This window comes from Bacillus sp. L381 (assembly GCF_030284525.1).
Classification (GTDB): Bacteria; Bacillota; Bacilli; order Bacillales; family Bacillaceae; genus Bacillus; species Bacillus amyloliquefaciens.
This window is the reverse complement of sequence record NZ_CP127224.1, coordinates 3824689-3850411: the sequence shown is the minus strand read 5'-3', so window position 1 is coordinate 3850411 and position 25723 is coordinate 3824689. Positions and strand designations below refer to the sequence as shown.

The following is a 25723-nucleotide window of genomic DNA, read 5'->3' as shown; positions in this document are numbered from 1 at the left end:
GTTGTTTACAGTATATCCAGCACCGCCTTTTTTTATGCTTATGCAGTGATCAGCATGCCGGTTGTTTGAAAAGAGCGGGATAGAAAAAAGAACTTAGAGCCGTTGTTCTCTAAGTTCACGAAAGAAATAAGACCATTTGATCTAATTTCAGCGCTCTTTTTTCTGTAGGTGAATCCTAATTGAGCGCAGAGTTTTTTGGCGGGTTCATTTGTTGAAGTAACAGAGAGATGGAGCTGTTCCGTGTCTTTCATCTTCTTTGCTTGGCTGATGGCTTGAGTCATTAAGGCTCTTCTTGCGCCTGGTCCCCAATGTTTAGACCGATAAACGCAATGTGACTTAGTTTTAACAGCGGCTGCTTGGAGATCTTGAGGATTCCTATCAGTTTGTCTTTTTCAAAGGCTTCAAGTTTTTCGGGCCGCCATTCTTTTTCCTCATCATAGCTGTCGGAGAATGCACCCGGGTGGTCCTTTAAAGCTTGATGAAATAAGGCCGGAAATCACGCGCTTAAACGTCTGATGTACATGTTTGAGGCTGCTTATATAAATTAATTTTCTGATTAGTCAATTATTTTTATCATGCCATATTTGTCCCGTTTGTATGAATGATTGCCGCTGTCACTCAATATAGTAGCAATATGCAGAGATTATCTGAAATTTTATGAGGTGATAAGGGTGTGGAGAGCCGGGATGCGGTGGATGCTGCTCATATTAAGCAGCCAGATTGGGGCCGGTTATGCAAGCGGGCAGGAAATATGGCAGTTTTTCGGTGTTGAAAGCGGACTGGCTATTATATTGTTTACAGTCATGTTCACCATTTCGGCTTATATAGTGTTGAAGATCAGCTATCGAGTTCAATCAACGCACTTTTTACCTGTGCTTGAGCATCTGATGGGGCCGGCTCTAGCCAAAGTCTATGATGTACTTATCATGTTTTATTTGTTTTCAACGACGACGGTCATGATTGCCGGAGGCGGTGTGACGCTGCAAATGTACAAGCTGCCGTTTTGGATCGGTATTTTTCTTTTTTGCATCGTGACCGTCTGTTTATTCTTTTGGGATATAAAAGGAATATTATCTTTGAATAGTATTTTGATACCGATTCTTGTAGCCGGGCTTTTATATGCATTGGTCTTTTTTCAGACAACCCATCATTACACGTGGACGATAGATTTGACCCGGCAATTTAATTGGCCGGCAAGTATTACCTTTACGTCATTAAACATCCTTTCTGTTGTGGCGGTTCTTTCTTCTGTCGGAAAGGATATGAAAGGGCTTGGGGAAGCGAAAATCGCCAGTATTGCAAGCGGGCTTATTTTTGGTGTGATTTCTTTTGTCTACAATGAAACGCTTGTGCAGCTTTCAGGCAGTCTCACACAATACGAGATTCCTCTCTTTGCCGTCCTTGAAGGCGCTCCTTATCCGTTATTTCTTTGTATGGCCGCGGTCCTTTTTTTAGCCATCTATACGACAACCGTGACCGGTCTGTTCGGGCTGTCCAGCCGCATGCTTGTATTTGTGAAATTGCCGAGATGGATGCTCGTTTTTCTTCTTTTAGCTGTGATGGTGCCTTTTACGACAATCGGCTTTTCAGATTTAATCGCCATTTTGTATCCCATTTACGGGCTATTAAGTCTTTATTTGCTGGTATGTCTTCTTCTTTACCCTATATTAGGAAGATGGAAAAAAGTATAATACTCATTTTGAGTGCGGCCGTTGCTCTTATCCTGTCTTTTTTTGTACAATAAATAAAGCAGTCTATGAAGAGAGGTGAAGGGTCTTGGCGGATAAAGACTTTGGCCTGAATGATATTGTTGAAATGAAGAAACCGCACCCTTGCGGTGAAAACAGGTGGAAAATCATTCGGATGGGAATGGATATTCGGATCAAATGTACGGGGTGTTCCCACAGTGTCATGATTCCGAGAAGAGATTTTGAGAGAAAGCTGAAAAAAGTACTCGTCAAGCATGAGGAGCCTACATCATAAAGGCTGGCGCTCATGCTTTTTCATATAGAGGAGAGGAAGAGGCCCGATGAGCAAAGTGCATCAGTCAGCGTGCCCGCTGAATTGCTGGGACAGCTGCGGCTTTTTGGTGACAGTTGAAGATGGGAAGGTGACGAAAGTAGACGGAGACCCGAATCACCCCATTACAGAAGGAAAAATTTGCGGCCGGGGCAGAATGCTGGAGACGAAAACGAATGCTCCGGAACGGCTTCGTTATCCTTTAAAAAAGATAGACGGCGATTTCGTCCGCGTTTCCTGGGAGCAGGCGTTAGATGAAATTGCTGAAAAAATGGCGGTGATTAAGGAAACGGTGGGCACTGCCGCTGTGCTGCACAGTCATGATTACGCAAATAACGGTCTTTTGAAGGCGCTCGACCAGCGTTTTTTCAATGGATACGGCGGTGTGACGGAGATTGCGGGAAGTATTTGCTGGGGATCCGGAATTGAAGCGCAGCGCTGGGATTTCGGGCGCTCTTACGGGCATGGACCGCTTGATATTTATCACAGCAAGCATGTGATCGTATGGGGCAGAAATGTGTCTCGGACGAATATGCACCTCTATCATCATTTGCAGCAGGTGAAGAAAAAAGGGGCGACACTGACGGTCATCGACCCTATTTTTAATCCAACCGCAAAGCTTGCCGACCGGTATATATCCGTCAAACCCGGCATGGATGGCTGGCTTGCGGCGGGTGTTTTGAAAGTATTATGCCAAACCGGCAGAACGGATGCCGATTTCATTCAAAAGCATTCAGTCGGTTTTGAAGAAATAGAAAAGCTGCTGCGCGCGATTTCTTTTGATGAGATCATTGAGAAAACAGAAACGTCTTTAGAAGAGATTGAATATCTTGCTGATCTATATGCAGACGGTCCCGCTTCTACTTTTATGGGTCTTGGGATGCAGAGATATAAAAACGGCGGCGGGACGATACGCTGGATTGACGCTTTAGCGGCGGCGAGCGGAAATGTCGGTATTAAAGGCGGCGGCGCAAACTTCGGAAATGTGCAAGTCGGTGAAAGCTTTGCGAAGACCGAACTCACCCGTCCTGATCTGAAGAAAAACGCAAGAACATTTTCGATGATGACTCAAGCTGAAGAGGCGCTGAATGCAGCTGACCCGCCGATTGAGATGATCATCGTGACGTGCGGCAATCCGCTGACACAAGTGCCGAATACGAAAAAAGTGAAGGAAACGTTTGAAAAAACACCGGTTACAGTGGCTATTGATTCGATCATGACCGATACGGCAAAGCTCTGTGATTATGTGCTGCCGACGGCCGCTGTTTTCGAAGAGGAAGATATTTATTACTCCAGCATGTATCATCACTATGTGCAATATGGCAGGAAGCTTGTGGAACCGCAGGGGGAGGCGAAATCAGACCGTTGGATTTGGACGGAGCTGGCAAAGCGTCTCGGATTCGGAGAGCTGTTTGATTATCGTCCGGAAGATTTCTTGAAGATGGGGCTTTCTTCTTTGGAGGAAGAGGGGATCACCCTTGAGCGATTAAAGGAAAAAGGTCATATGCCGCTTCCGGTCAAACAGGTCCCGTGGGATGATTTCCAATTTTTAACCCCGAGCGGGAAATTTGAATTCATCTCGTCATTGGCAGAAGAGAAAGGATACAGCGGCCTCCCTCAATTGGAAGTGCCGGAGGAGTCTGTTTATCACGACGGCGAACTGGCCGAGAAATATCCGTATACGCTGCTGTCCATTCACCCGCAGCGCTCCAACCATTCACAGCACGTGCCGTTTATTGAAAAACTTCAGCAGATTCAGGTGGATCTGTCGCCTGATATCGCCGAGGAGCTTGCCCTTCAGGACGGAGATACGGCAGAGGTATACAATGACCGCGGGCGTCTGCGCGGCAGGGTGAAAATCATGAAGCAGGCTCACCCCAAGACGGTGAATATAGATGAAGGCATGTGGTCGGCATTCGGAGGCTCTGTCAACACGCTCACAAAGGATTCAAATTCCGATAATGGAATGGGAAGTACGCTTTTTGACTGTCTGGTAGCGGTTAAAAAAGGATAATCTAAGGAGAGAGAGCGCGGGAAATGCTTTTTTCTCAGCTTGTCTTTTCCTATGAACCTCCTTATAATTGCTCTAGGTTTACAATACGTTTATACGATGATGGTTTGATATAGAGGAGATGAAAGAATGGCTTTAACTGCTGGAATTGTCGGTTTGCCGAATGTCGGAAAATCGACGTTGTTTAATGCAATTACCCAGGCTGGTGCCGAATCAGCCAACTACCCGTTCTGTACAATTGACCCTAATGTGGGAATCGTGGAAGTGCCGGATGAACGTCTGCAAAAGCTGACTGAATTGGTAAACCCGAAAAAAACGGTGCCGACTGCGTTTGAATTCACTGATATCGCGGGGATCGTAAAAGGCGCATCTAAAGGCGAAGGACTCGGAAATAAGTTTCTTTCTCATATCCGTCAGGTAGATGCGATCTGCCACGTTGTACGCGCATTTGCTGATGACAATATTACGCACGTGTCAGGGAAAGTCGATCCGATTGATGATATTGAAACGATCAATCTTGAATTGATTCTTGCCGACATGGAGACAGTCGAAAAACGCATCACGCGGGTAAGCAAGCTTGCGAAGCAAAAAGACAAAGAAGCGGTTTTTGAGTTTGACATTCTGTCTAAATTAAAAGAAGCTTTCGAACAAGAAAAGCCTGCCCGTTCCGTTGAATTTACGGAAGAACAGCAAAAGCTTGTGAAGCAGCTTCACTTGCTTACGTCAAAACCTGTGCTTTATGTGGCAAATGTGAGCGAGGACGAAGTGGCTGATCCTTCAGAAAATGAATACGTTGCGAAAATCCGTGAGTACGCCGCGGGGGAAAATGCCGAAGTTATCGTCGTCTGTGCAAAAATCGAGTCTGAAATTGCTGAATTGGAAGGCGAAGAAAAGCAAATGTTCCTTGAAGAGCTCGGCATCGAAGAATCAGGTCTTGATCAGCTGATTAAAGCGTCATACTCTCTTCTCGGCCTTGCGACATACTTTACGGCGGGTGAACAGGAAGTGCGCGCTTGGACATTCAGAAAAGGCATGAAAGCTCCAGAGTGTGCGGGTATCATCCACACAGACTTTGAACGCGGCTTTATCCGCGCTGAAACGGTTGCTTATGAAGACCTTTTGGCAGGCGGCGGAATGTCCGGAGCAAAAGAAGCCGGAAAAGTGCGTCTGGAAGGTAAGGAATATGTAGTCCAAGACGGAGATGTCATTCATTTCCGATTTAATGTATAGGACACAGTTGTAAAGGGACAAGAGCTTTGGTATAATATAAACTTGTGAGTAATAGAATTATTGCTCCTTGCCCATTATAGGGCCGCTTAGACCAAAAGGAGGTGCAAACAGATGAAAAAGTACGAAGTTATGTACATTATCCGTCCGAACATTGACGAAGAGTCAAAGAAGGCAGTTATCGAGCGTTTCAACAACGTTTTGACTTCTAACGGAGCGGAGATCACTGGAACAAAAGATTGGGGTAAACGTCGTCTTGCTTACGAAATCAACGATTTCCGTGACGGTTTCTACCAAATCTTAAACGTTCAGTCTGACGCTGCAGCGGTTTCTGAATTCGACCGTTTAGCTAAGATCAGTGACGATATCATTCGCCACATCGTTGTTAAAGAAGAAGAATAAGCAATTTGAAATATATAATGTTAAAAGGTGGTCTTTCATATGCTTAACCGAGTTGTATTAGTCGGAAGACTAACAAAAGACCCAGAGCTTCGTTATACGCCAAGCGGTGCGGCTGTCGCCACGTTTACTCTAGCTGTGAATCGTACATTCACGAACCAGTCCGGAGAACGTGAAGCCGATTTCATTAATTGTGTCACTTGGAGAAAACAAGCCGAAAACGTTGCAAACTTTCTTAAAAAAGGAAGCCTTGCCGGCGTAGACGGCCGTCTTCAGACAAGAAATTATGAAAATCAGCAGGGACAGCGTGTCTTCGTGACAGAAGTCCAAGCTGAAAGTGTTCAATTTCTTGAGCCTAAAAACAGCGGCGGTTCTGGTTCAGGCGGATACAACGAAGGAAACAGCGGCGGAGGCCAATACTTTGGCGGAGGCCAAAATGATAATCCGTTCGGCGGAAATCAGAACAACCAGAGAAGAAATCAAGGGAACAGCTTTAATGATGATCCATTTGCCAACGACGGCAAGCCGATTGACATCTCGGATGATGATCTTCCGTTCTAATAGATTATCGCTATTTTCATAACAAGAAAGGTGGGAAATGACAATGGCAGGAGGACGCAGAGGCGGTCGTGCGAAACGCCGTAAGGTTTGTTACTTCACTTCAAACGGCATTACGCACATCGATTACAAAGATGTAGATCTTCTTAGAAAGTTTGTTTCTGAGCGTGGTAAAATCTTACCTCGCCGTGTAACTGGAACAAACGCGAAATACCAACGTAAATTGACTATCGCAATCAAACGCGCACGTCAAATGGCTTTACTTCCATACGTAACTGGCGAGTAAGCCGAAAGAAAAGAGCAAGAGCCTGCGGGCTCCTGCTCTTTTTTTATATCACTCAACCCCCTGCCGAAATGTTCCACATGAAACATAGAAATGCTTCTGAGTCTTATCTTTGTTATCTTGCTCCTCTATTCAAATATGCGTACTTATGTAATGGATTTGTTTATACTGAGAAACAGGGGGTGGCTGAGATGGAAACGGAAAGAAATATCCTGACAGATGAAAAGTGGAATGCAATCATTCACAATGATGCTTCCTACGATGGGACATTTTATTATGCTGTAAAAACGACGGGAATTTTCTGCCGGCCTTCTTGTAAGTCGAGAGTTCCGAATAAGGAAAACGTGCTGGTGTTTGATACGGCTGATGCAGCACTGGAGAGGAATTTTCGTCCTTGTAAAAGGTGCCGCCCCAACGGTCTGCGTCTTCCTGATGAAGAATGGATTGCGCAAATCACCGAGTATATTGACAGCCACTATCACGAAGCACTGACTCTGAGCGTACTGGCCGATATGTGTCACGGCAGTCCCTATCATTTGCAGCGGACATTTAAAAAAATCAGGGGGCTGTCTCCAATTGAGTATATACAGATAAAAAGACTGACGAAGGCGGAGCACCTTTTAATCCATACTGATAAGACAGTCATGGAGATCGCTCTGACTGTCGGAATTCCAAACACAGCACATTTTGCGACTCTTTTTAAAAAGAGAACGGGAAGTTCGCCCACAGCATACAGAAAAACTGTCGGAAAGGGACGGGGGGAGGTTCACTGTGAGTAAAGAAAAGATGATCTATTGGACACTCTTCACACGGACTGAGTGGAGCCTGTATACAGCCGCCACTTCTAAGGGGCTTTGCTTTATAGGTTCGAATCATGGAAACTTTGAAGAGCTTGAGCGGTGGGCAGGGAAAGCAATGCCGCAACACCGATTGGCGCGTGATGATGAAAAACTGGCGCCTTACACGGCAGAGCTGTCCGAGTACATCGAAAACGGCAGATCAGCATTTTCAGTGCCGCTGGATCTTTACGGAACAGAATTTCAGCTGGCTGTTTGGAAAGCGCTGATGGACATACCGTACGGTGAGACATACTTCTATTCGGATATTGCAGAAATGATTCAGAAACCGGCAGCCGTAAGAGCCGTGGGCGCCGCAATCGGGGCAAATCCGGTGTTGATTACGGTTCCGTGTCATCGTGTCATCGGGAAAAACGGCAAACTGACCGGATTCAGAGGCGGTTTAGAAATGAAAAAGCAGCTGCTGGCACTAGAGGGCAGAAACATTGAAACACTGAAATAAGACATATGCTGAATGTTAATACCGGCTGAGCCGGGCGGGAGGGGAAACATGAAACTGATTTCTTGGAATGTGAACGGCTTACGTGCCGTGATGAAAAAAATAGATATCAATACTTACGTGCAGGAAACGAAAGCCGATATTCTTTGTCTGCAAGAAACAAAAGTACAGGACGGACAAGTATCATTGCAGCCTGAAGGATACCATGACTATTGGAACTATGCGGTGAAAAAAGGCTACTCAGGCACGGCTGTTTTTTCGAAAGTAAAACCGCTGCAAGTGTCTTATGGATTGGGAATTGACGACCATGATCAAGAAGGACGGGTAATCACGCTTGAGTTTGAGAATGTGTTCGTCGTCAACTGTTACACGCCAAATGCCAAACGCGGGTTAGAGCGAATTGATTACCGTCTTCAGTGGGAGGCAGATTTTAAGGATTATCTGCAAAAGCTTGATCAGAAGAAGCCCGTGATATTATGCGGCGATTTGAATGTTGCGCACAGGGAGATAGACTTGAAGAATCCAAAAGCCAACCGAAAGAACGCCGGTTTCTCGGATCAGGAACGGGAAGCGTTCAGCGTACTGCTGAATGCCGGATTTACCGACTCATTCCGCTATTTATATCCCGATCAGGAAGGCGCGTATTCCTGGTGGTCTTACAGGACGAATGCACGCGAGAAAAATATCGGCTGGCGGCTTGATTATGTGATTGTTTCAGACAGGCTGAAGCAGCGGATCACTCAGGCGGCCATTTGTGCCGATATCATGGGTTCGGACCATTGCCCTGTTGAAATGACACTGGATTTATGATGAGATAGCAGTAAGAGAAATTCACTCTTGCTGCTTTTTTATTACCGAAAATGGAGGAGCACATGGCAAATATAAAAGAGATTGCGAAACTGGCGAATGTGTCGGTGGCTACTGTGTCACGCGTGTTAAACCACCATCCGTACGTATCTGAGGAGAAAAGGCGTCTTGTGAATCAAGTGATGAAGGAGCTGGATTATACGCCTAATCGAACCGCCATTGATCTGATTCGCGGAAAGACCAATACGATCGGCGTGATATTGCCGTACAGTGATCATCCCTGCTTTGACAAAATTGTAAACGGTATCACGAAGGAAGCATTTGCCCATGATTACGTGACAACCCTTCTCCCCACCAACTATGACCCCGCTATAGAGATTACATATTTCGAGCTGTTGAAAATGAAAAAGATTGACGGACTGATTGTCACTTCCCGCGCAAATGAATGGGAAACCGCTGTGCCTTACCTTGAATACGGCCCCATTGTCGCCTGTGAATATACACAGCACCAAGCGATTCCCTGCGCTTATAATGACAGACAGGCGGCATACAGAGAGAGCTTTTTGTATTTGAAAAACCGCGGGCATCGAGACGTTGCTTTTACATGTGTGCGGGAAGCGTTAAAAAGCCCAAGTACGACAGATAAGGTAAACGCCTATAAAGCGGTTTTCGGTTCTTTTGATGAAACCCGCATTCTGATTGGATGCCATGATATGGACGACGGAAAGCGTGCGGGTGAGCACTTCCGGGGTTTCAGCAAGCCGCCGACAGCCATTTATGCGCACAGTGATGATGTGGCTGCCGGCTTGTACCAGTTTGCGAAAGAACAGAAATGGGACGTGGAGATCATCGGCGAGGGAAATGTGAGCGTCAGCCGGGCTTTGAATATTCCTTCCTTGGAACTTCATTTGGAACGGGTCGGAAAGGAAGCGTTTTTGCTGTTTTTGAACGGAGAAACGGCTAAAAAACAAATTATGCATCAATTTCAGCGGAAAAAGACTTGAGCTGAAATGGATTTCATGCCTTATAAATAGATTGAGAAAAAAAGGAGGCGGACCTATGAAAATTGAACATGCGGCGATATGGGTGAAAGATTTAGAACGAATGAAAGAGTTCTATGAGAAATACTTTGGGGCAAAAGCCAATGACCTTTATCATAATGAGAAAAAGGATTTCAAATCGTATTTTCTTTCATTTGACTCCGGATGCCGGCTGGAAATTATGAAAAAAGGCGGCATTGAGGAAACGCCGTCACAGAATATGACCGGGTGGGCGCATCTCGCATTTTCTACAGGCAGCAAGGAGCGGGTGAATGAACTGACGGAGACGTTTAAAAACGACGGATTTCAGGTTGTAAGCGGCCCGCGCGTGACGGGTGACGGGTATTATGAGAGCGTGATAGAGGATTGGGAAGGCAATTTAATAGAAATCACAGTGTAACAGTGCGGAGTGAGTCCGCACTGTTTTATTGATTAAATTTGCTGTGCATTTGTTTTCGGGCCGAAGAGGATTAACAGAACGGAACATAGAAGCCAGCAGCCGCCGATAAACAAAAAGACACTGATGTAGCCGAGCTTTACGGCAATAAATCCGACGAGCAAAGAGCCGAATATGTTGGAAAAACGGCCGAGCCCGTACGCCAGCCCGCTCCCTGCCGAGCGATATTCCGTAGGATACGGCTCTGATGTGTATGCGTATAGATTTGAGGTGAATATCCGTTCTGTGACGTTGACGACAAATCCAAACACAATAATCATGACGGGAATAAACGTCATGCCGTACAGCAGACCGGCCGCTGCAGTCAGAAAAGCGCTTGCGGCCAGAATCCATTTCCTTTGGAACCTTTCGGATATCATGGATCCGAGCAATGCGCCAAGCGGGGCCCCGACAGAGTGCAGTACATTGTACCACAGTGTTTTTTCCATGGTGATGCCGTTGCTTTTCAGCAGGCTTGGCACCCATGAGGCAAAGCCGTAAAAGCCAAAGGTTTCAAGGATCCATACCGCAGACAGGATGATGGTGATTTTTAGATTCCTGCCGTGAAACAGCCCTAAGTAGCCGGCGTGTTTCACGGCATGTACTTCTGCTGCTTCTTTCGGTGCGGGGAGCGGGCCTTTTTCTTTCTCTACACGGGTTTCAAGCCGATTCATAATGGCGTTTGCCTGGTCATAATCACCGCGATTTTCGTGCCAGCGCGGGGATTCCTCAAGCCGGCGGATAAAAAAGAAATAAATGAGACCGGCCGCGCCCCATACAAAGACGAGCCGCCATCCCCATGAGCCTAAAGGAATGACAAAGGCGGATACGACGTTTGTGACGGGAACGCCGATTAATCCGATCATGGCGCAAAAGGAGATATATTTTCCCCGTACGGAGGATGGAAAGAACTCCGCCAAGTAGCTGTTCGTCACAATCATGGCGGCTGCGACGCCGAGACCTGTCAAAAATCTGAAAATCATTAAGGAAGGAATGTCCCATGCCAGCGCATTCAAAAAAGATGAGATCGAAAAGATAAGGACAAAACAATTCAGCGCTTTTTTCCTGCCGATCCGATCGGACAGCCTTCCGCCGAGGGAGGCGCCTAAAAACATGCCCAAGAAGGATGCAGCCGTAATGTCGGCAATGGTGGACAGCTCTGCGCCCCAATGCTCAATCAGCGCCGGAGCTACGTTACTGAGCGTAAACAGATCAGCGAGATCGAAAAAATAGATGATTCCGAGAGCGGTTAATACTTGATAGTGCACACGAGAAATGGGGAGACGGTCTAAACGGTTCGCTACATTTGAGAATGTCTGATGTTTCATAAAAAACCCCCTGACTTGGCAATTGTAAACAGAAAATACTGTAAATTTATCTGACAAATACATTATAAAGGTCTTTTTTTGGCAAAAACAGAGTGTAAATAACCAGAGCCGAAGGAAACGGCATAGCGCTTTCTTCTTAAAAATATATGAAATTTCCTATATCTGTTTCTGTTTCTATTGTAAAATGTTGAAGGAAAGGAAGCTGATGCATAAATATGAATACTTTTGTACGGCCCGCAGAGGGAAAAAATAGTGTATGGAGATATCTCCTTTCTCTGCTGGTCATAGTGGGTTTGTTCTTTTTCGGAAGCATATTGATCGTATTTTATATGTTCCTCATGTCCGAGTTCAATCCGTCATTGACGATAAACTGGGATGAGTTGGCATTAAGTGACCCGCTGGCGGATATTTATTTACAGCATATCGTCTACTTCATAGCGATTCCGGGCATTTGGATAGCGGTTCGTTTCATTATGAAACGGCGGTTTTTATCCATCATCACACCGAATCAGTCGCTGAACTGGAAGAGGATTTTCTTTGGATTCGGCACTTATGTTTTGCTGATGTTTATTGCGGGGCTGGTTGATTTTTTAATCCACCCGGATCGCTTCGTGCTTCAGGAATTCCATGCTTCACGCTTTCTGCTGCTGTTAGCGGCGGCCGTCTTTTTGGTGCCGATTCAAACCTCTGCGGAGGAATTTCTCTTTCGGGGTTTTCTGCTTCAGTTCGCCGGAAAATTGACGGCAAACGCGGTGGTTCTGACTGCCATCATCGGCGGATTATTCGGCGTCCTTCACTTCGGAAATCCGGAGATGGAAAATGGGGCTCTCTGGGCGGGAATCGGATATATCACCATTGGTGTGATCTGGACCTTTATCACGATTAAAACGGGCAGTCTGGAGCTGTCCCTGGGCGGTCACGCTGCCAATAATATGTTTTTATTTATCTTTCTCACCGAGGATCATTCGGTTTACGGCGGCATTCCATCTATATTTGCTTCAGCCGGCGGCTATGAAATATATGATTGCATATCGAGTCTGGTGATCAACATGATCTTCGCATGGCTCGCATTCCGTTTTGTGAAAAAAGAAAAGCAGCAGGCCGCCTAGGCTCTGCTGCTGATTTGTAATATATTCATCGCTTTATCAATATCCGTCGTGGGCCTGCGGCAGGTGAAATTCTCACAAATGTAAACCGTCGTTTTTCCGTCAATTATTTGATAACCCGCGGCAAAATCAGAAATGCCTGTAAGCTCTTCCGGATGTTCCGCAGCGAGAATTGTATAGGCGGGAGTGAAATGCTCCTGAAGCGCTTCAATGAACCGCTTTCTGTCCGGGTCATCTTTGCTTCCGAAAACGACGATTTCTTTTTGAGGCATTATGTGCGTCAGTACGCTTTGCATGAAGAAAGCGCTGCTGCTCGGATAGGCCTCTATTTCCCGTTTGAAGACGGAAAACATGGCTTCGGCTTTTTCAATCAGTGATACATCACCCGTCAGGCGGCCGAGACGAAGCAGCTGAACGGCTGCCGCGCTGTTTCCGGAAGGGACGGCACCGTCGTAGACTTCTTTTTCTCTCACAAGAAGGGTCTCGGCATCATTCCCGGTAAAGAAAAATCCTCCGTGCCGTTCATCCCAGAACAGATCCAGCATGCTTGTACATAACGTTTTCGCTTTCTTCAAATAAGACGGGTTAAAACCCGCTTCATACAGTTCAAGGTAAGCCCAGATCAGAAAAGCGTAGTCATCGATAAACCCTTTGTTTTTTACTTCGCCCTCACGATAGCGGACCATGACGCGCCCGTCCGGTATGAGATGCCGTTCGAGAAAACGGATCGCTGTTTCCGCCATATTGAGAAAGTCCGGCTCGTGAAATACCTTTGCGGCTTTTGCCAGTCCGGCAATCATGAGCGCGTTCCATGAGGTCAGCACCTTGTCATCTGTGTGCGGATAGATTCTGTTTTCCCGCGCTTCCAGCAATTTTTTCCGTGCGCCTTCAAGGCGTTCGGTCAGCTCGTGTTCAGTAAGGCCGGTCTCTTCAAGGATGGCCTCACGCCGCGTGAAAATGAGGTTCGGAATGTTTTCTCCTTCGAAATTGCCTTGTTCTGTGATGTTATACACCTTGCAATAAAGTGAGCCGAGTTCGTCACCGAGAAGATTCATGATTTCTTTTTTAGACCATATGTAATATTTCCCCTCGCGGCCTTCTGTATCGGCGTCTAATGCTGAGAAAAAGCTGCCGTCTTCATGCATCATTTCCCGCTTAATAAACGTCACGATCTGCGTCGCAATCTGTTTGTAGCGCTCATTGTTCGTGACTTGATAGGCTTCTGTATAAGCGCTGAGGAGAAGGGCGTTGTCATACAGCATTTTCTCAAAATGCGGCACGAGCCATTCATTATCAGTCGAGTATCGGGCAAATCCGAACCCGATGTGGTCAAAAATACCGCCGTTTGCCATGCCGTCGAGTGTCTTGGTTACGCCGGCCAATGCCTGTTCCTTGCCCGTATAGCTGTAGTAGCGAAGCAGAAACAGGAGCATATGCGGCATTGGAAATTTCGGAGCCTGGCCGAACCCGCCGTACACCGTATCAAACCCGCCTGCAAGCTGACGATACGTGTCATGCATCGCTTGTTCGCCAAGCATGCCCTCGGTCGGGTGAACTTTAACTTCAAGATGAGCGGCGGCGTTTTCCGCGATATCCTCGACATGCTGCCGATCATTCGCAAACGTTTCAGACAGATGTTCAAGCACATCAATAAAACCCGGGCGGTTAAATTTGCTCGTCTTCGGAAAATAAGTCCCCGCATAAAACGGCTTCTGATCAGGTGTGACGAACACATTCAGCGGCCATCCGCCCTGCCCCGTCATCAGCTGGCAGATTCTCATATACACGGAATCCACATCAGGCCGCTCCTCACGATCAACCTTGATGGCTATAAATTTATCATTTAAAATACCGGCGATTTCTTCGTCTTCAAAGGATTCGTGAGCCATTACGTGACACCAGTGACAAGTCGAATAGCCGATGCTGATAAGAACGGGTTTGTTTTCGCGTTTTGCTTTTTCGAAGGCTTCTTCTCCCCATGGGAACCAGTCCACTGGGTTGTGGGCGTGTTGGAGTAAGTAAGGAGACTTCTCTGTGATTAAACTGTTGGGTTTATTGTTAGTTGGCATGGAATCACCTTCTTTCTTTTAATATTTGTATGTTTAACATACCACAATTCCCTAAAAAGATTCATTTAAGCCTGATTTTACTTGCTTCCAGATAGGTAAAACATACCCCGCAGACTGTAACTGCTCCGCCCAGAAGAGAAATAAAGGCAGGTATTTCACCTAACCACAACCAAGAAATGCCCAAAGCTATAGCTGGTGTTAAATAAAGTGAAATGGCTGCTTCTGAAGCGCCGACGAGTGAAGTGACGTATGCAAGTGCAAAGTATGGGATAACTGTTGGTAATAAACCTAAGTAAATGGCAGACAATGTGGAATTCATCGATGCGTGAACAACTTCTCCCCATAACCCCGGAAGAAACACCAGCATTGGCAATGTTGCACCCCAAATGGTGAATGTCACAAATGGAATAAAACCATATTTTTTTATATAGCGGGATTGAAAGACAAAATAGATACTCTCTGAAAAAGCAGCCAGCAGAATGAATAACATACCTTTCATTGAATGAGTATAGTCTGCTGTCCCAAATGAAATACATGCTACACCCAATAAGCTAATGATAGATCCGACCCATTTAGAAAATCCAAAATGTTCACTGAAAAAAAGCCGGGATAACACTGCAGAAAAAATCGGTGCTGTGGTTACGAGCAAGCTTGCTATCCCTGCGCTAACTGTTTTTTCTCCGATATTCAGCAAAATGTGATACAGTGCAAAACCTAAAAATCCTAAAGATAAAATAGCAGGGATATCCTTCATGTCAGGTAAACGCATTTGAGTCAAAACAGCAAAAAGCAACAGTGCCATCGACCCAATCAATAAGCGAAACAAAGCGAGGTGTTCCGGCGTGTAACTCTCCAAACCCGCACGGATTCCCGGGAAAGCTGATGCCCACAACCCAATCATCAGACTGTAAGATATACAGATTCGAACCGTTTTCTTATTCAAAATTTTCACTCCTTCTCTTATAAAAAACCAACCAGTCTCTTAATGTGTTTTATACTAATAGAGAATTAGTAAAATGGCTTCAACCAGTTAATCAAGTGTTAACCCAACCACTTATAATGAAGGAGATTGCTTTTTATGAGCCTTACAGAAGGAAAAACGGTTAGAAAACTGCCGAAATACTTACAAATCATTGATTATATAAAAGAGAAAATAGGAAATGGAGAATGGCCGATTGGAAGTAAGATTCCAAGCCAGCGCACGCTCGCTAAACACTTTGAAGTAAACAGAAGCACGGTAATTACAGCTTTAGAGGAATTGATGGCGGATGGATTAATCGAAGGCAGAATGGGTAAAGGCACAGTTGTTATTAACAATACATGGACACTTTTGGCTAAGAATTCCGCCCCCGATTGGGATCAGTATGTAACCTCCGGAATTCAGCAGCCAAGCAGAAGAATCGTCCAAGAGATCAATAAATCGGAATCAAACCGTGATCTTATACAGCTCAGCAAAGGAGAACTTTCAAACGAGATTTTTCCTTTAGCTGCTATGAAAGAGATTATGGGAAAGGTATCTCATAACATAGAGGCATTCGGATATGAGGAACCAAAAGGATATTTACCTTTAAGAGAGGCATTGAGTCACTATTTAAAAACATTTGGAATTCGTGCTTCACCTTCTTCTATACTTATTGTTTCTGGAGCGCTGCAAGCTTTACAGCTTATATCAATGGGGCTTTTGCAAAGGGGATCGACCGTTTTTCTCGATCAGCCATCTTATCTTTATTCGCTGCATGTATTTCAGTCAGCCGGGATGAATCTTACCGGGCTCCCTATGGATAAAGAGGGGCTTCTGCCAAACCATATTCATATGACAAAGGGAGAACGGGGAAGAGCCATATTATATACAAATCCCTGTTTTCATAATCCTACAGGTATTTTAATGTCAAAAAAGAGACGAGAAGAAATCCTTGCGGCAAGTGAGAATGCACAGCTTCCTATTATTGAAGATGACATTTATCGTGAGTTATGGATAGATGAAATTCCTCCAGATCCTATTAAAACAATAGATAAAAATGGGCATGTGCTTTACATAGGAAGTTTATCTAAGACATTAAGCCCCGGATTAAGAATTGGATGGATAGCGGGGCCGGAACCGGTAATTGAACGTTTATCTGATATTAAAATGCAGACAGATTACGGATCCAGTTCATTATCTCAAAGGGTAGCGGCAGAGTGGTTTACATCCGGTGAATACCAACAGCATTTAGAACAGGTTAGAAGTGAGTTAAAGGTGAGAAGGCAATTGGTCATGAGCGCTTTAGAAACCAATTTGAAGAGTGTAGCTACATGGAATATTCCGAAGGGAGGATTCTTTATCTGGGTAAAAATATTGCCTTCAATATCTATGAAATTACTTTATACAAAAGCTTTAACAAAAGGGCTGCTTCTCAACCTCGGCAGTATCTATGCTCAGGAAAAAGGGAATTATGTTCGCTTATCATATGCTTATGCATCTCTTGAAGACCTTCAAAAGGGAATTTATGAATTGAGTTTGATTATTAAAGAATTGGCAATCAGATAAATATATAATGATTACTTTAAAAGAAAGAGACATGCCACAGTGACATGTCGAATAGCCAAAACCGCCTTGTTTTTCGCGTTTTTCAAAGGCTTCTACCGGTCCACAGGGTTATAGGCGTGCTGGAGCGCCTTCTTTCCGATTCGATTTTTTAAAAAGATCAAAAAAGAAGGGATCCGGACGTTTCACTGTCATTAGGTGAAGACAACTCTTTTGTCATTAAGATATGCGGGATGCCGTCTTCCATAAATTCCGGAGAACTTGTCTGATAGCCCAGTTTGTGATAAAAGCCTTCCGCATGTGTTTGTCCATGCAGTTTACATTGGGTGATGCCTTTTTCTTTCACAATGTTTTCTAATTCGCGTATCATCACTTTGCCTAATCCGTATTTGCGGTAAGGCTTCAGGATACAGATTCGTTCGAGCTTACCTGTATGGTTTACGATGCGGACGCGTCCTGTGCCGGCAGGCTGATTTTCATGAAAAATCAAGATATGGCGGCACTGTTCCTGAAGCGTATCGAACTGATCAAATTCATCAGATTCAGGTACTTGCTGTTCCTCGATGAATACCGTTCTTCTAATATCAAGAGCTGCTTGTAAATCAATTTCCGTTGTTATTCTTTTTATCTTCATGATCAATCAATCCTTTTCACACATTAGTCTGGACTGCGCGGCTTGCTTGTGGTCTTATAGAAGTAACGATAAAACATTTTTATTGCAAATGCAACGAAAATACGAAGGGTTTGAAAAGATATGACTGATATTTTGCGGGAAATCGGCATGATCGCACGGGCATTGGATTCCATCAGCAATATTGAATTTAAAGAATTAGACTTAACCAAAGGGCAGTACCTCTATCTGGTGCGAATATGTGAAAACCCGGGGATAATACAAGAAAAATTGGCGGAAATGATTAAAGTTGACCGAACAACAGCGGCGAGAGCGATAAAGAAACTGGAAATACAAGGGTTTATTGAAAAGCGTCCTGATGATCAAAATAAAAAAATAAAAAAACTGTTCCCGACTGAAAAAGGGAGAAAGGTTTACCCGTTATTGCAAAGAGAAGGTGAGCACTCTGCGGAAGTAGCCTTGTCCGGCTTTACGCCTGAGGAAAAAGAAACCATTTTCAGCCTCCTTCAGCGGGTGAGAAAAAATATAGAACATGATTGGGAATATGTGAAGAAGGGAAACAAAAGGGAGTATTAATGGATTTTAATTCCTTTTACTGTTTTTCGTATTCTGAATGATAAAAATCATAAATGGATATGTTATCTGTAAAATCACCTTTTTTGGTTCCTGCTTCAAAATCGGCTGACAGGCTTGTTTTTTAACGAAAAGTATCAATTATGGTATATTTAAATAAGACAAAATAATTGAAGCGGGGAATGAGATGAGTACAATCGAAAAACAAAAACGTAAGAAATCCAGAGCAAAATCCATCGTACGGGCTATTATGGTCATCATCGGCGGAATAATAGCGGCTTACGGGCTGGAAACCGTATTGATTCCGAATAGCGTATCTGACGGCGGGGTGACCGGACTCAGCATTGTCGGTTCACAGCTGTTTCATATGCCTCTTGGGATCTTAATTGCGGCGATCAACATACCGTTTGTCTGGTTAGGATATAAGCAAATCGGGAAGAACTTTGCGTTTCTATCAATTCTCGGTATTGCTTCACTTGCCGCGGGCACGATTTTTTTCCACCACACTCCGGCAATCATCGAGGGAGACACCCTATTAATCACCGTTGTCGGCGGGATTATTCTTGGTCTGGGAATGGGATTGGCACTGCGCAACGGCGGCGCCTTAGATGGAATTGATATGCTGGCCGTGCTGCTGTCACGGAAATTGCCATTCGGCACGAGCGACCTCATTTTATTTTTAAACATTTTTGTGTTTATTTTCGTTTCTTTTGTATTCGGGCTGCAAGGCGCTTTGCTTTCCGTCATTGCTTACTACATTGCGTCTAAGGTTATTCATGTGGTTGAGGAAGGTTTAAGCGGTTCTAAAACATTTCAGATTATCACCAACGAGCCTGCATTAATGGTAGAGACAATTCGTGAGGAATTAGGCCGCAGCGCTACTTACAAAGAAGCATACGGCGGTTTTTCCCATGAAAAATTCAAAGAAATCACATGTGTCGTCAACCGTTTGGAAGAAACTAAACTGAAGGAAATTATTAATGACATTGATAAGCAAGCCTTTGTGACGGTATATGATGTGGCTGAAGTAAAAGGCAGTAATTTCAGAAAAGTTCATAATCATTAATAAAAGAGCTGCCGTTAACCGGCAGCTTTTTTTAAAAAAGGAGAAAAAACTTGCAAAAAAAGAATGGCGGATGTATATTGTTGATGTATCAAACATTGACTAGTCAATTAATTGTGCATAAGAAAGAGGGGATGGGTTTTGCCAACATGTTGTTCACAGGAAGGCGAGATTTTATATCAGCTTCAATCACTGCATAAAGTGATCGGAGCAAAATTTGAAGCGTGCACCGGAATCAGCCAATCCCGCCTTGAGCTTCTCGCCGTGCTCTTTCACGTTGATGAGATCAGCCAAAGCGATCTTCAGAAAAAGGTGAATATCGATGGCGCAGCCGTTACAAGACACTTGAAACAGCTTGAAGCCAAAGAAATGGTTACAAGAAGGCGGAAGCCCGAGGACAACCGAATCATACTTGTCAGGCTTACTGAACAGGGGCGGGAGAGAATTGAGACTTCCAAAAAAGAAAAGGAGCGTTTCATAAAGGAAATGCTTGCCGGCGTCAGCGCGGAAGAACGCAGTATGTTAAAAAACGTATTATCACAGATGCAGAAAAATATAGAGAATATGAAAGCATAGGAGTGTTTACACATGAAAACAGAACTGAAAACAAACGATTTTATGGACATTATGAAAGGCCGCCGTTCTATTCGGAATTATGATCCGGCCGTAAAAATCAGCAAAGAAGAAATGACTCAGATCCTGGAAGAAGCAACGACAGCGCCGTCTTCAGTCAACGCGCAGCCGTGGCGCTTTCTCGTAATTGACAGCCCGGAAGGAAAAGAAAAACTCGCACCGCTTGCAAGCTTTAACCAAACACAAGTCAGCACATCTTCTGCGGTTATCGCGGTTTTTGCAGATATGAAGAATGATGAATATTTAGAAGAAATTTATTCAAAAGCGGTCGAACTGGGCTATATGCCGCAGGAAGTAAAAGACAGACAAATCGCTGCTTTGACGGCACATTTTGAAAAACTGCCGGAGCAAGTGAACCGTGAAACCATTCTGATTGACGGAGGCCTCGTTTCCATGCAGCTGATGCTTACGGCCCGCGCGCACGGCTATGACACAAACCCGATCGGCGGCTACGACAAAGAAAAGATCGCCGACGTTTTCGGACTGGAAAAAGACCGTTATGTACCGGTTATGCTTTTGTCAATCGGAAAAGCGGCGGACGAAGGATATGCTTCCTACCGTCTCCCTATCGAAACGATCGCACAATGGAAATAATTTTGAAGTAAAGCTGAGAGGAGAGAGACAGTGGACATTATTGCAGCTGTTTTAGTCGGCATTGTAGCCTTAGAACATGTATTTATCATGATACTTGAAATGTTTTTTATCAATTCGAGGGCTGCCAAGCGGTCTTTCAATTTGCCGAAGCATTTAGAAGGTGATCGGAATGTAGCGGTCATGTTTGCAAATCAAGGTCTGTATAATGGATTTCTGGCTGCCGGCCTCATTTGGGGGCTGATCCTCGGAGCTGATCCGATTGGCCATATGATTCAGATGTTTTTCGTCATTTGTGTGGTCATAGCGGCCATTTTCGGAGGCTTTACTTCAAACAAATCAATTATCGTAAAACAAGGACTTCCGGCTGTTTTAGCGCTTATTTTTCTATTATTGGCGTAAGCAGACGGAGTGAGGGCTTCCGGGAAGGAAGCCCTTTTCATCTTACAAACATTGGAACTGTGGAGCATAGAAGCAATTAGGCAGACAGTGGTGGAGCGGGGTTATCTCGGATGTATTCGGCGTGCGGTTTATTTATGTCGGCGCGGGCCTTCCTTTTATTATTTTCGGTTATTATCGGATTTTCACAGCTGCAAATGAAGAAAACGGTACAAAGCCGTATGTAGCGTGGTATAATTAGGAACGTACGTTCTGTACCAAGAGAGGAGAGGGTTTTGTGGGACATCCGGCACTGCAATTGTATGATTATCATCTTTGGGCAAATCAGCAAATATTCACCCGGCTTAAAGAGCTTCCGGAGGATGTGTACCGTAAGGAGATTCAAAGTGTCTTTCCATCGATAGCTGGTGTATTGACTCATGTGTATTTGTCGGATAAGGGATGGTTTGATGTGTTCTCCGGAGAGCGTCTGGAGGATACGCTGAAATCAGCTGATCAGCAAAAAGAGGAAATCTTGTCTAAAGAGATAGAAGAGCTGGAAGATATGTTTTTGGAATTATCAGACCGATATCAACTATTTTTGCAAAAGGAAGAAAATATCAGCCTTCCCCTTGAAATAGAGCATCCGTCAGGTGACATTATGAAAACCGCGGCGGCCGATATGGTTCTCCATGTTGTGAACCATGGAACGTATCATCGCGGGAATATAACAGCCATGCTCAGACAGATGGGGTATGCTTCTGTGCCGACGGATTACGGTGTTTATTTATATATAAACAAAAAGTAAACAAGACAGCCAGCGCGGCTGTCTTGTAAAAAAGCCAAATCATATGATTTGGCTTTTTCGTTTCGCTATTACATGTTCTGCAGGCGTTCTAAACTGTTTTTCCAATTCGCTTCAAGCGCTGCCAGGGCAGCGCCGTCATCCTGCTGTTCTAATGCGTGAATGATATCAGAGTGTTCGTTATATGATCTGTTTAACGCGTCATTCTCACTGAAATAGCGGATTTCCATTCTCTGAATTTTTACTTTCAGGCTGACAAGCAATTTGTGAAGCTCAACGTTGTCCGCAAGCAGAATGATGCGATGATGAAATGCATTATCCGCTTCCAGAATGGCCATTTTATCGCCGTCTTTCATCGTTTGAAGCAGATCCTCATTAAGCTGTTTTAATTCCTGAATCACTGCAGCGTCCATATGAGGGAGGGCTTGCTGCATTGCGAGTTTTTCAAGCGTCCAGACAATGGAATATAAGTTTTCCGCTTCTTTTACCTCAATCGGAGCGACAAGCGTCCATCTGTTTGCCTTTGTTATTACCAAGCCGTCATCTTCCAATCGCAATAACGCTTCCCGTATCGGGGTGCGGCTGATTCCTAATGTTTCTGACAGTTCCTTGTCCTTTAACTTTGTTTCCGGTTTGAGCTTGCCCGTTATGATCCAGTTTCTGAGCGTGTGATACACTTCGTCCCGCATGATGGTTCTTTTCAGCACAGGTTCTTTGTTTTGATTATCCAATGGAACACCTCATGAATCGTAGTATACATATCTGCATTTTAACACAGTCCGGACGCTGATAAGAAATGAAGAGGGGAGCCTAAGAATGAATCGAACCGAGATGCTTCATCTCAATATGCTGAAAGTCAGCGGAACCGCCTTCAGAAAAGAGCGTAATGCCCTGATCCTCGGCTTTTGGGAACACTTCATTGGTCAGAACGGTTTTTCCGTCGTCTGCAAATACTTCAATACTTGTTTTATCCACGAGAATTTTCAGATGGACGCGGCCCTTGTTTCCGTCAAATGGCGCTTTGCTTTCGGCGTATGTTCCGGTTTTATCAGGCTGGTCTGTAAACGATCTGTTTACATAGGCATAGCCGTCTTCTGTTGAAATACCGACATCAATATGCCGCTTTTGGTCTGCTGATTCTCTGAGTCTGACGCCTGCATTTTTGATATCAGACCAAGCGATATCCATATCAAGCTGATACGTATCACCCTTGATCGGCAGTGTCTCAGAACCGTTCACCTGTTTGTCTTCAATGCTGTCAGTTGAAGAGGTTAATTGGTTCAATGCTTCGACCGGCTCTGACATCAGACTGTATGTGCCGCCGTCCTGCTGCTGAAGGCGGATTTCACGAACGATAGAATCCGTGCCGTTAAAGCCGTTCTTTATTGTCGGTGTTTCATCCGGATAATCCCAATTGTTCATCCATGCCAGCGCATAACGTTTTGTCAGCGGATCTTTGCTGTTGCCGTCTTCAAATGTGACGCCGCCGTACCAGTCAAAGCCGTAATCGAGCCATTGCGGTTCTGCTTGATCGGCAGTAAATTCTTTCCCGTCAAAGTTTCCGGTCCAATAAGCGTACGTATTCGGTTTGCCCTGGGGTTTGCCATTTGCGCTTGCGCCGAGAACCCACTTGGTCGTTCCGTCATCTGCACGCATCATATAAAGGTCGGGGCATTCGACGAGGCCGATCTCCTGCGTGATAAAACCGCCCGTGTATTGCCAATTCTTTAAATCGGGTGATTCATAAAAGCCGATTTTTTCGCCTTCGGCCATGGCCATCACCCATTTGTCATCCTGCTCATCCCAGATCACTTTCGGGTCCCGGAAATCCTTAGTGCCAGGGTTTTTCATAATGGGCTGATCACTATAGGATGTAAATGTTTTTCCTTTATCCGTGCTGTACCATAAATATTGTTCCTGTGCTTGTGTTTTGGCAGTCGGCTGTGTTGTTACGGCGACCAGTGCGTTTTCGCCGAAGCCTGCCGTGTTGTGCTTATCAATGACGACAGAACCGGACCATATATCGCCGTTTTGGTTGGTGTATTTCGGAATAGCCGTGCCTTCATCCGTCCAGTGCACCAAGTCCTCTGATACGGCGTGCCGCCATTCTGTGCCGTTGCCGTTCGGATAGTCCCGATTATAAAGATAGTAGTAATGATATTTTCCCTCGAAAAAAATCGGTTTTTGAGGGTCGTTTTTCCATTTGTCCGGGGCCGTAAAATGATACGCCGCCCGGTAATCCGTCTTATGCGCCGTGTTTGTTTCAGAGGAATTGTGGTTTTTGTCCGGCAGTAATCCGACAAACAGGAACGCACCCAGAAAGATCAATATTGCAATGGGCCATTTTCGTGCCATAGTTGAATTCACCATCTTGTTGAGAAATAAAAGAAAATGCCAATGAAGTATCGGCATTTTCTTTTTGCTGTTATTAGTTGACTGTCAGCTGTCCTTGCTCAAGGATGCTGTTTTTGACAACGGATGTTTTCTTGCCTTTGATGTTCATTAAGAAGCTTGGCGCAAATGTTGCCTTTTTATCCTCGAAGAAGCCTCTGTTTGTCATGTAGCTTGTGATAACCACATTGTTGCCTTTGGCTTGCGGCACTGCGAAGTGAGAGTAAGTGAACGTCACATCGTTTGGATCAAGACCCATTTGCAGCACAAGACCTGTTTTGTTCAGCGGCTTGTAAGGGCCGGTTAAAGAGTTTGATACATAACCAAGCATGTAAATATCGTTTGAGTTAATACCGTCGATCGTCATTTTTGAACCGCGTGAATCAGTGAACAAGTACCATTTGCCGTTCATTTTGAAAACATTCGCGCGCTCGATTTCATCAGTTACCGTGTTTGAAGTGATCAGCGGCTTCATTACTTTTTTCAATGTGTAATCATTATTTAACTCTATGATACCGAGGGCGCCGTTCGCTAACTCAGCATCGCGTTTTTTAGCGCTCTGCTGAAGCTTCTGGCTTTCTTTACGGAAGAAGTTCATGCTGCCGCCGTAGTACGCTTTGTTAAATAAAGATTCTTCGCCTTGGTATCCGTTTTCTGTTCCCGTGTTGGCTTCGAATACAAGGTATTTATGGCCTTTGTCTTCAACGTAGTGAGGGTCTCTCAGCGTATGGTTGTCGCCGGATGTATAATTGCCTTCATCGATAAACTGCTGAACGTTCTGATATGTTTTTCCGTCTCCGTCAAAAATCGTTTTGTGATCTTCCACTCCGTTGATTTTGAGTGTGTCATCAGATTTTGACACATTTACCTGCGCTGTTGTCAGGCTTTGTTTGCCGTAATGTTTACCGGAAAAGTCAGTGTAGAATAAACGGATTTTTCCGTCAGATGTAAAGGTTGCAGAACCGGACCATTCTTGCGTCTGATCTTTCAGGATCGGATCGTTGGCGTCGAACTTATCGCTGTCTTTAAAGACACGGCCCGCGTTTTTCCAGCTGTCGATTGAGTTGTCGCCGACCTTTTGATAAAACATGTAGATTGATGTGTCATCAGCGTCTTTCGGGCTTCCCGCAAGAGCAAACACAACGTGATAGCCGTTGTATTCAGCTACAGTTCCGTCAGCGTTTTGCAGCGGCCAGCTGTCCCACACATCAAGTCCTTTTGCAGACTCAATATTTTTAATCGTTGATTGATCGAATTGAGGCACTTGGTATTTTTCGTTTTGCTGCTGTTTAGGGATCTGCAGCATATCATGGCGTGTGATATGAGAGACGCCGTACGTTTCTTTGTATGGTTTTTGGTTATTTTCTTTCGCGAAGGCTTGAGTGGCTCCTCCTGCCAGAAGTGCAGTCGTAAAAGTCAGAACTGTGGCTTGTTTTACAATTTTTTTGATGTTCATGTTCATGTTCATGTTCATGTCTCCTTTTGTATGTACTGTTTTTTGCGATCTGCCGTTTCGATCCTCCCGAATTCATGGATGGCAGGTTTGTTACAGAAA

The 25723-nt window shown here is 44.8% G+C and carries 27 protein-coding genes and 2 pseudogenes; 21 read left to right on the top strand and 8 right to left on the bottom strand.

Going from position 1 to position 25723, the window contains the following annotated elements; translation table 11 throughout:
* Positions 1-38: 38 nt before the first annotated feature.
* Positions 39-281 carry an N-acetyltransferase gene (locus QRX25_RS19695; protein ID WP_249199285.1) on the bottom strand — a complete coding sequence of 81 codons (243 nt, stop codon included), beginning with the start codon at positions 279-281 and terminating at the stop codon, positions 39-41.
* A gap of 405 nt (positions 282-686) precedes the next feature.
* On the opposite strand from QRX25_RS19695, the gene QRX25_RS19690 reads away from it, so the two are divergent.
* From QRX25_RS19690 to QRX25_RS19635, 12 genes are all read left to right on the top strand, one after another.
* The gene (locus tag QRX25_RS19690; RefSeq protein WP_212100013.1) at positions 687-1691 is read left to right on the top strand and encodes a YkvI family membrane protein; all 1005 of its coding nucleotides are present in this window, start codon (positions 687-689) and stop codon (positions 1689-1691) included.
* 85 nt (positions 1692-1776) lie between these two features.
* Positions 1777-1983, top strand: coding sequence for a DUF951 domain-containing protein (locus QRX25_RS19685; protein WP_004392973.1), 207 nt, complete (start codon positions 1777-1779; stop codon positions 1981-1983).
* A 46-nt stretch (positions 1984-2029) separates the two neighbouring features.
* On the top strand, positions 2030-4033 hold the full coding sequence (locus QRX25_RS19680) for a molybdopterin-dependent oxidoreductase (protein WP_212100010.1): 2004 nt from the start codon (positions 2030-2032) through the stop codon (positions 4031-4033).
* Positions 4034-4159: 126 nt separating this feature from the next.
* Positions 4160-5260, top strand: coding sequence for a redox-regulated ATPase YchF (gene ychF, locus QRX25_RS19675; RefSeq protein WP_065982825.1), 1101 nt, complete (start codon positions 4160-4162; stop codon positions 5258-5260).
* 111 nt (positions 5261-5371) lie between these two features.
* Positions 5372-5659, top strand: a complete 288-nt coding sequence (gene rpsF, locus QRX25_RS19670; RefSeq protein ID WP_013354264.1) for a 30S ribosomal protein S6 — start codon at positions 5372-5374, stop codon at positions 5657-5659.
* A gap of 39 nt (positions 5660-5698) precedes the next feature.
* Positions 5699-6217: a single-stranded DNA-binding protein SsbA gene (ssbA, locus tag QRX25_RS19665; protein WP_013354263.1), complete on the top strand. Its 519-nt coding sequence runs from the start codon at positions 5699-5701 to the stop codon at positions 6215-6217.
* 43 nt (positions 6218-6260) lie between these two features.
* Entirely contained in the window at positions 6261-6500 is a 240-nt protein-coding gene (gene rpsR, locus QRX25_RS19660) for a 30S ribosomal protein S18 (RefSeq protein ID WP_004392983.1), read from the top strand.
* 188 nt (positions 6501-6688) lie between these two features.
* Positions 6689-7276 carry a bifunctional transcriptional activator/DNA repair enzyme AdaA gene (locus QRX25_RS19655; RefSeq protein ID WP_212100007.1) on the top strand — a complete coding sequence of 196 codons (588 nt, stop codon included), beginning with the start codon at positions 6689-6691 and terminating at the stop codon, positions 7274-7276.
* Entirely contained in the window at positions 7269-7796 is a 528-nt protein-coding gene (locus QRX25_RS19650) for a methylated-DNA--[protein]-cysteine S-methyltransferase (protein ID WP_283092404.1), read from the top strand. Before QRX25_RS19655 ends, QRX25_RS19650 begins: the two co-directional genes overlap by 8 nt.
* 48 nt (positions 7797-7844) lie before the next feature.
* Entirely contained in the window at positions 7845-8603 is a 759-nt protein-coding gene (xth, locus tag QRX25_RS19645; RefSeq protein ID WP_065982822.1) for an exodeoxyribonuclease III, read from the top strand.
* A 62-nt stretch (positions 8604-8665) separates the two neighbouring features.
* Positions 8666-9604: a LacI family DNA-binding transcriptional regulator gene (locus QRX25_RS19640; protein WP_212100004.1), complete on the top strand. Its 939-nt coding sequence runs from the start codon at positions 8666-8668 to the stop codon at positions 9602-9604.
* Between the two features lie 55 nt (positions 9605-9659).
* On the top strand, positions 9660-10040 hold the full coding sequence (locus QRX25_RS19635; RefSeq protein WP_013354257.1) for a VOC family protein: 381 nt from the start codon (positions 9660-9662) through the stop codon (positions 10038-10040).
* Positions 10041-10072: 32 nt separating this feature from the next.
* On the opposite strand, the gene QRX25_RS19630 is transcribed toward QRX25_RS19635, so the two are convergent.
* A complete protein-coding gene (locus QRX25_RS19630) occupies positions 10073-11404 on the bottom strand; it encodes an MFS transporter (RefSeq protein WP_212100001.1) in 1332 nt (443 codons plus the stop codon).
* A gap of 215 nt (positions 11405-11619) precedes the next feature.
* Between QRX25_RS19630 and QRX25_RS19625 the strand changes: the two genes are divergently transcribed.
* Positions 11620-12513, top strand: a complete 894-nt coding sequence (locus QRX25_RS19625) for a CPBP family intramembrane glutamic endopeptidase (RefSeq protein ID WP_115996308.1) — start codon at positions 11620-11622, stop codon at positions 12511-12513.
* On the opposite strand, the gene QRX25_RS19620 is transcribed toward QRX25_RS19625, so the two are convergent.
* The gene (locus QRX25_RS19620; RefSeq protein ID WP_212099998.1) at positions 12510-14579 is read right to left on the bottom strand and encodes a thioredoxin domain-containing protein; all 2070 of its coding nucleotides are present in this window, start codon (positions 14577-14579) and stop codon (positions 12510-12512) included. The two genes, QRX25_RS19625 and QRX25_RS19620, sit on opposite strands and share 4 nt — an antisense overlap.
* Before the next feature lie 61 nt (positions 14580-14640).
* On the bottom strand, positions 14641-15522 hold the full coding sequence (locus tag QRX25_RS19615; protein WP_212099995.1) for a DMT family transporter: 882 nt from the start codon (positions 15520-15522) through the stop codon (positions 14641-14643).
* Positions 15523-15657: 135 nt separating this feature from the next.
* Between QRX25_RS19615 and QRX25_RS19610 the strand changes: the two genes are divergently transcribed.
* Complete coding sequence (locus tag QRX25_RS19610) at positions 15658-17106, top strand: aminotransferase-like domain-containing protein (protein ID WP_212099992.1); 1449 nt, start codon at positions 15658-15660, stop codon at positions 17104-17106.
* A gap of 157 nt (positions 17107-17263) precedes the next feature.
* Here QRX25_RS19610 and QRX25_RS19605 read toward each other — a convergent pair whose 3' ends face one another.
* Positions 17264-17737 carry a GNAT family N-acetyltransferase gene (locus QRX25_RS19605; RefSeq protein ID WP_212099989.1) on the bottom strand — a complete coding sequence of 158 codons (474 nt, stop codon included), beginning with the start codon at positions 17735-17737 and terminating at the stop codon, positions 17264-17266.
* 120 nt (positions 17738-17857) lie between these two features.
* Between QRX25_RS19605 and QRX25_RS19600 the strand changes: the two genes are divergently transcribed.
* The 7 genes and pseudogenes from QRX25_RS19600 to QRX25_RS19575 all read left to right on the top strand — a co-directional run bounded on the left by QRX25_RS19600 (position 17858) and on the right by QRX25_RS19575 (position 21780).
* On the top strand, positions 17858-18310 hold the full coding sequence (locus QRX25_RS19600; RefSeq protein WP_014471320.1) for a MarR family winged helix-turn-helix transcriptional regulator: 453 nt from the start codon (positions 17858-17860) through the stop codon (positions 18308-18310).
* Positions 18311-18494: 184 nt separating this feature from the next.
* Positions 18495-19373 (top strand): YitT family protein, encoded by an 879-nt coding sequence (locus QRX25_RS19595; RefSeq protein ID WP_065982813.1) that lies wholly within the window; start codon positions 18495-18497, stop codon positions 19371-19373.
* Between the two features lie 83 nt (positions 19374-19456).
* Positions 19457-19946 (top strand): annotated as a pseudogene (locus QRX25_RS19590) (MarR family winged helix-turn-helix transcriptional regulator).
* A 12-nt stretch (positions 19947-19958) separates the two neighbouring features.
* On the top strand, positions 19959-20597 hold the full coding sequence (locus tag QRX25_RS19585; protein ID WP_013354245.1) for a nitroreductase family protein: 639 nt from the start codon (positions 19959-19961) through the stop codon (positions 20595-20597).
* Positions 20598-20627: 30 nt separating this feature from the next.
* Complete coding sequence (locus tag QRX25_RS19580; RefSeq protein ID WP_065982812.1) at positions 20628-20996, top strand: DUF1304 domain-containing protein; 369 nt, start codon at positions 20628-20630, stop codon at positions 20994-20996.
* A gap of 94 nt (positions 20997-21090) precedes the next feature.
* Positions 21091-21220 (top strand): annotated as a pseudogene (locus tag QRX25_RS19895) (MFS transporter); the annotation flags it as partial.
* A gap of 50 nt (positions 21221-21270) precedes the next feature.
* On the top strand, positions 21271-21780 hold the full coding sequence (locus QRX25_RS19575) for a DinB family protein (RefSeq protein WP_065982811.1): 510 nt from the start codon (positions 21271-21273) through the stop codon (positions 21778-21780).
* 68 nt (positions 21781-21848) lie between these two features.
* On the opposite strand, the gene QRX25_RS19570 is transcribed toward QRX25_RS19575, so the two are convergent.
* From QRX25_RS19570 to sacB, 3 genes are all read right to left on the bottom strand, one after another.
* Positions 21849-22508, bottom strand: coding sequence for a GntR family transcriptional regulator (locus QRX25_RS19570; protein ID WP_212099983.1), 660 nt, complete (start codon positions 22506-22508; stop codon positions 21849-21851).
* A gap of 79 nt (positions 22509-22587) precedes the next feature.
* A complete protein-coding gene (levB, locus tag QRX25_RS19565) occupies positions 22588-24132 on the bottom strand; it encodes a 2,6-beta-fructan 6-levanbiohydrolase (protein ID WP_212099980.1) in 1545 nt (514 codons plus the stop codon).
* 73 nt (positions 24133-24205) lie between these two features.
* On the bottom strand, positions 24206-25624 hold the full coding sequence (sacB, locus tag QRX25_RS19560; protein ID WP_212101830.1) for a levansucrase: 1419 nt from the start codon (positions 25622-25624) through the stop codon (positions 24206-24208).
* Positions 25625-25723: the final 99 nt, after the last annotated feature.

Bases quoted from the DNA above. Each gene is read 5' to 3' on its own strand.
- QRX25_RS19640 (WP_212100004.1), top strand. From the start codon at position 8,666: ATGGCAAATATAAAAGAGATTGCGAAACTGGCGAATGTGTCGGTGGCT.
- QRX25_RS19610 (WP_212099992.1), top strand. From the start codon at position 15,658: ATGAGCCTTACAGAAGGAAAAACGGTTAGAAAACTGCCGAAATACTTA.
- QRX25_RS19620 (WP_212099998.1), bottom strand. From the start codon at position 14,579: ATGCCAACTAACAATAAACCCAACAGTTTAATCACAGAGAAGTCTCCT.
- QRX25_RS19605 (WP_212099989.1), bottom strand. From the start codon at position 17,737: ATGAAGATAAAAAGAATAACAACGGAAATTGATTTACAAGCAGCTCTT.
- QRX25_RS19680 (WP_212100010.1), top strand. From the start codon at position 2,030: ATGAGCAAAGTGCATCAGTCAGCGTGCCCGCTGAATTGCTGGGACAGC.
- QRX25_RS19585 (WP_013354245.1), top strand. From the start codon at position 19,959: ATGAAAACAGAACTGAAAACAAACGATTTTATGGACATTATGAAAGGC.
- ychF (WP_065982825.1), top strand. From the start codon at position 4,160: ATGGCTTTAACTGCTGGAATTGTCGGTTTGCCGAATGTCGGAAAATCG.
- QRX25_RS19625 (WP_115996308.1), top strand. From the start codon at position 11,620: ATGAATACTTTTGTACGGCCCGCAGAGGGAAAAAATAGTGTATGGAGA.
- rpsF (WP_013354264.1), top strand. From the start codon at position 5,372: ATGAAAAAGTACGAAGTTATGTACATTATCCGTCCGAACATTGACGAA.
- xth (WP_065982822.1), top strand. From the start codon at position 7,845: ATGAAACTGATTTCTTGGAATGTGAACGGCTTACGTGCCGTGATGAAA.
- QRX25_RS19635 (WP_013354257.1), top strand. From the start codon at position 9,660: ATGAAAATTGAACATGCGGCGATATGGGTGAAAGATTTAGAACGAATG.
- QRX25_RS19630 (WP_212100001.1), bottom strand. From the start codon at position 11,404: ATGAAACATCAGACATTCTCAAATGTAGCGAACCGTTTAGACCGTCTC.
- QRX25_RS19655 (WP_212100007.1), top strand. From the start codon at position 6,689: ATGGAAACGGAAAGAAATATCCTGACAGATGAAAAGTGGAATGCAATC.
- sacB (WP_212101830.1), bottom strand. From the start codon at position 25,624: ATGAACATCAAAAAAATTGTAAAACAAGCCACAGTTCTGACTTTTACG.
- levB (WP_212099980.1), bottom strand. From the start codon at position 24,132: ATGGCACGAAAATGGCCCATTGCAATATTGATCTTTCTGGGTGCGTTC.
- QRX25_RS19595 (WP_065982813.1), top strand. From the start codon at position 18,495: ATGAGTACAATCGAAAAACAAAAACGTAAGAAATCCAGAGCAAAATCC.
- ssbA (WP_013354263.1), top strand. From the start codon at position 5,699: ATGCTTAACCGAGTTGTATTAGTCGGAAGACTAACAAAAGACCCAGAG.
- QRX25_RS19695 (WP_249199285.1), bottom strand. From the start codon at position 281: ATGACTCAAGCCATCAGCCAAGCAAAGAAGATGAAAGACACGGAACAG.
- rpsR (WP_004392983.1), top strand. From the start codon at position 6,261: ATGGCAGGAGGACGCAGAGGCGGTCGTGCGAAACGCCGTAAGGTTTGT.
- QRX25_RS19690 (WP_212100013.1), top strand. From the start codon at position 687: ATGCGGTGGATGCTGCTCATATTAAGCAGCCAGATTGGGGCCGGTTAT.
- QRX25_RS19600 (WP_014471320.1), top strand. From the start codon at position 17,858: ATGACTGATATTTTGCGGGAAATCGGCATGATCGCACGGGCATTGGAT.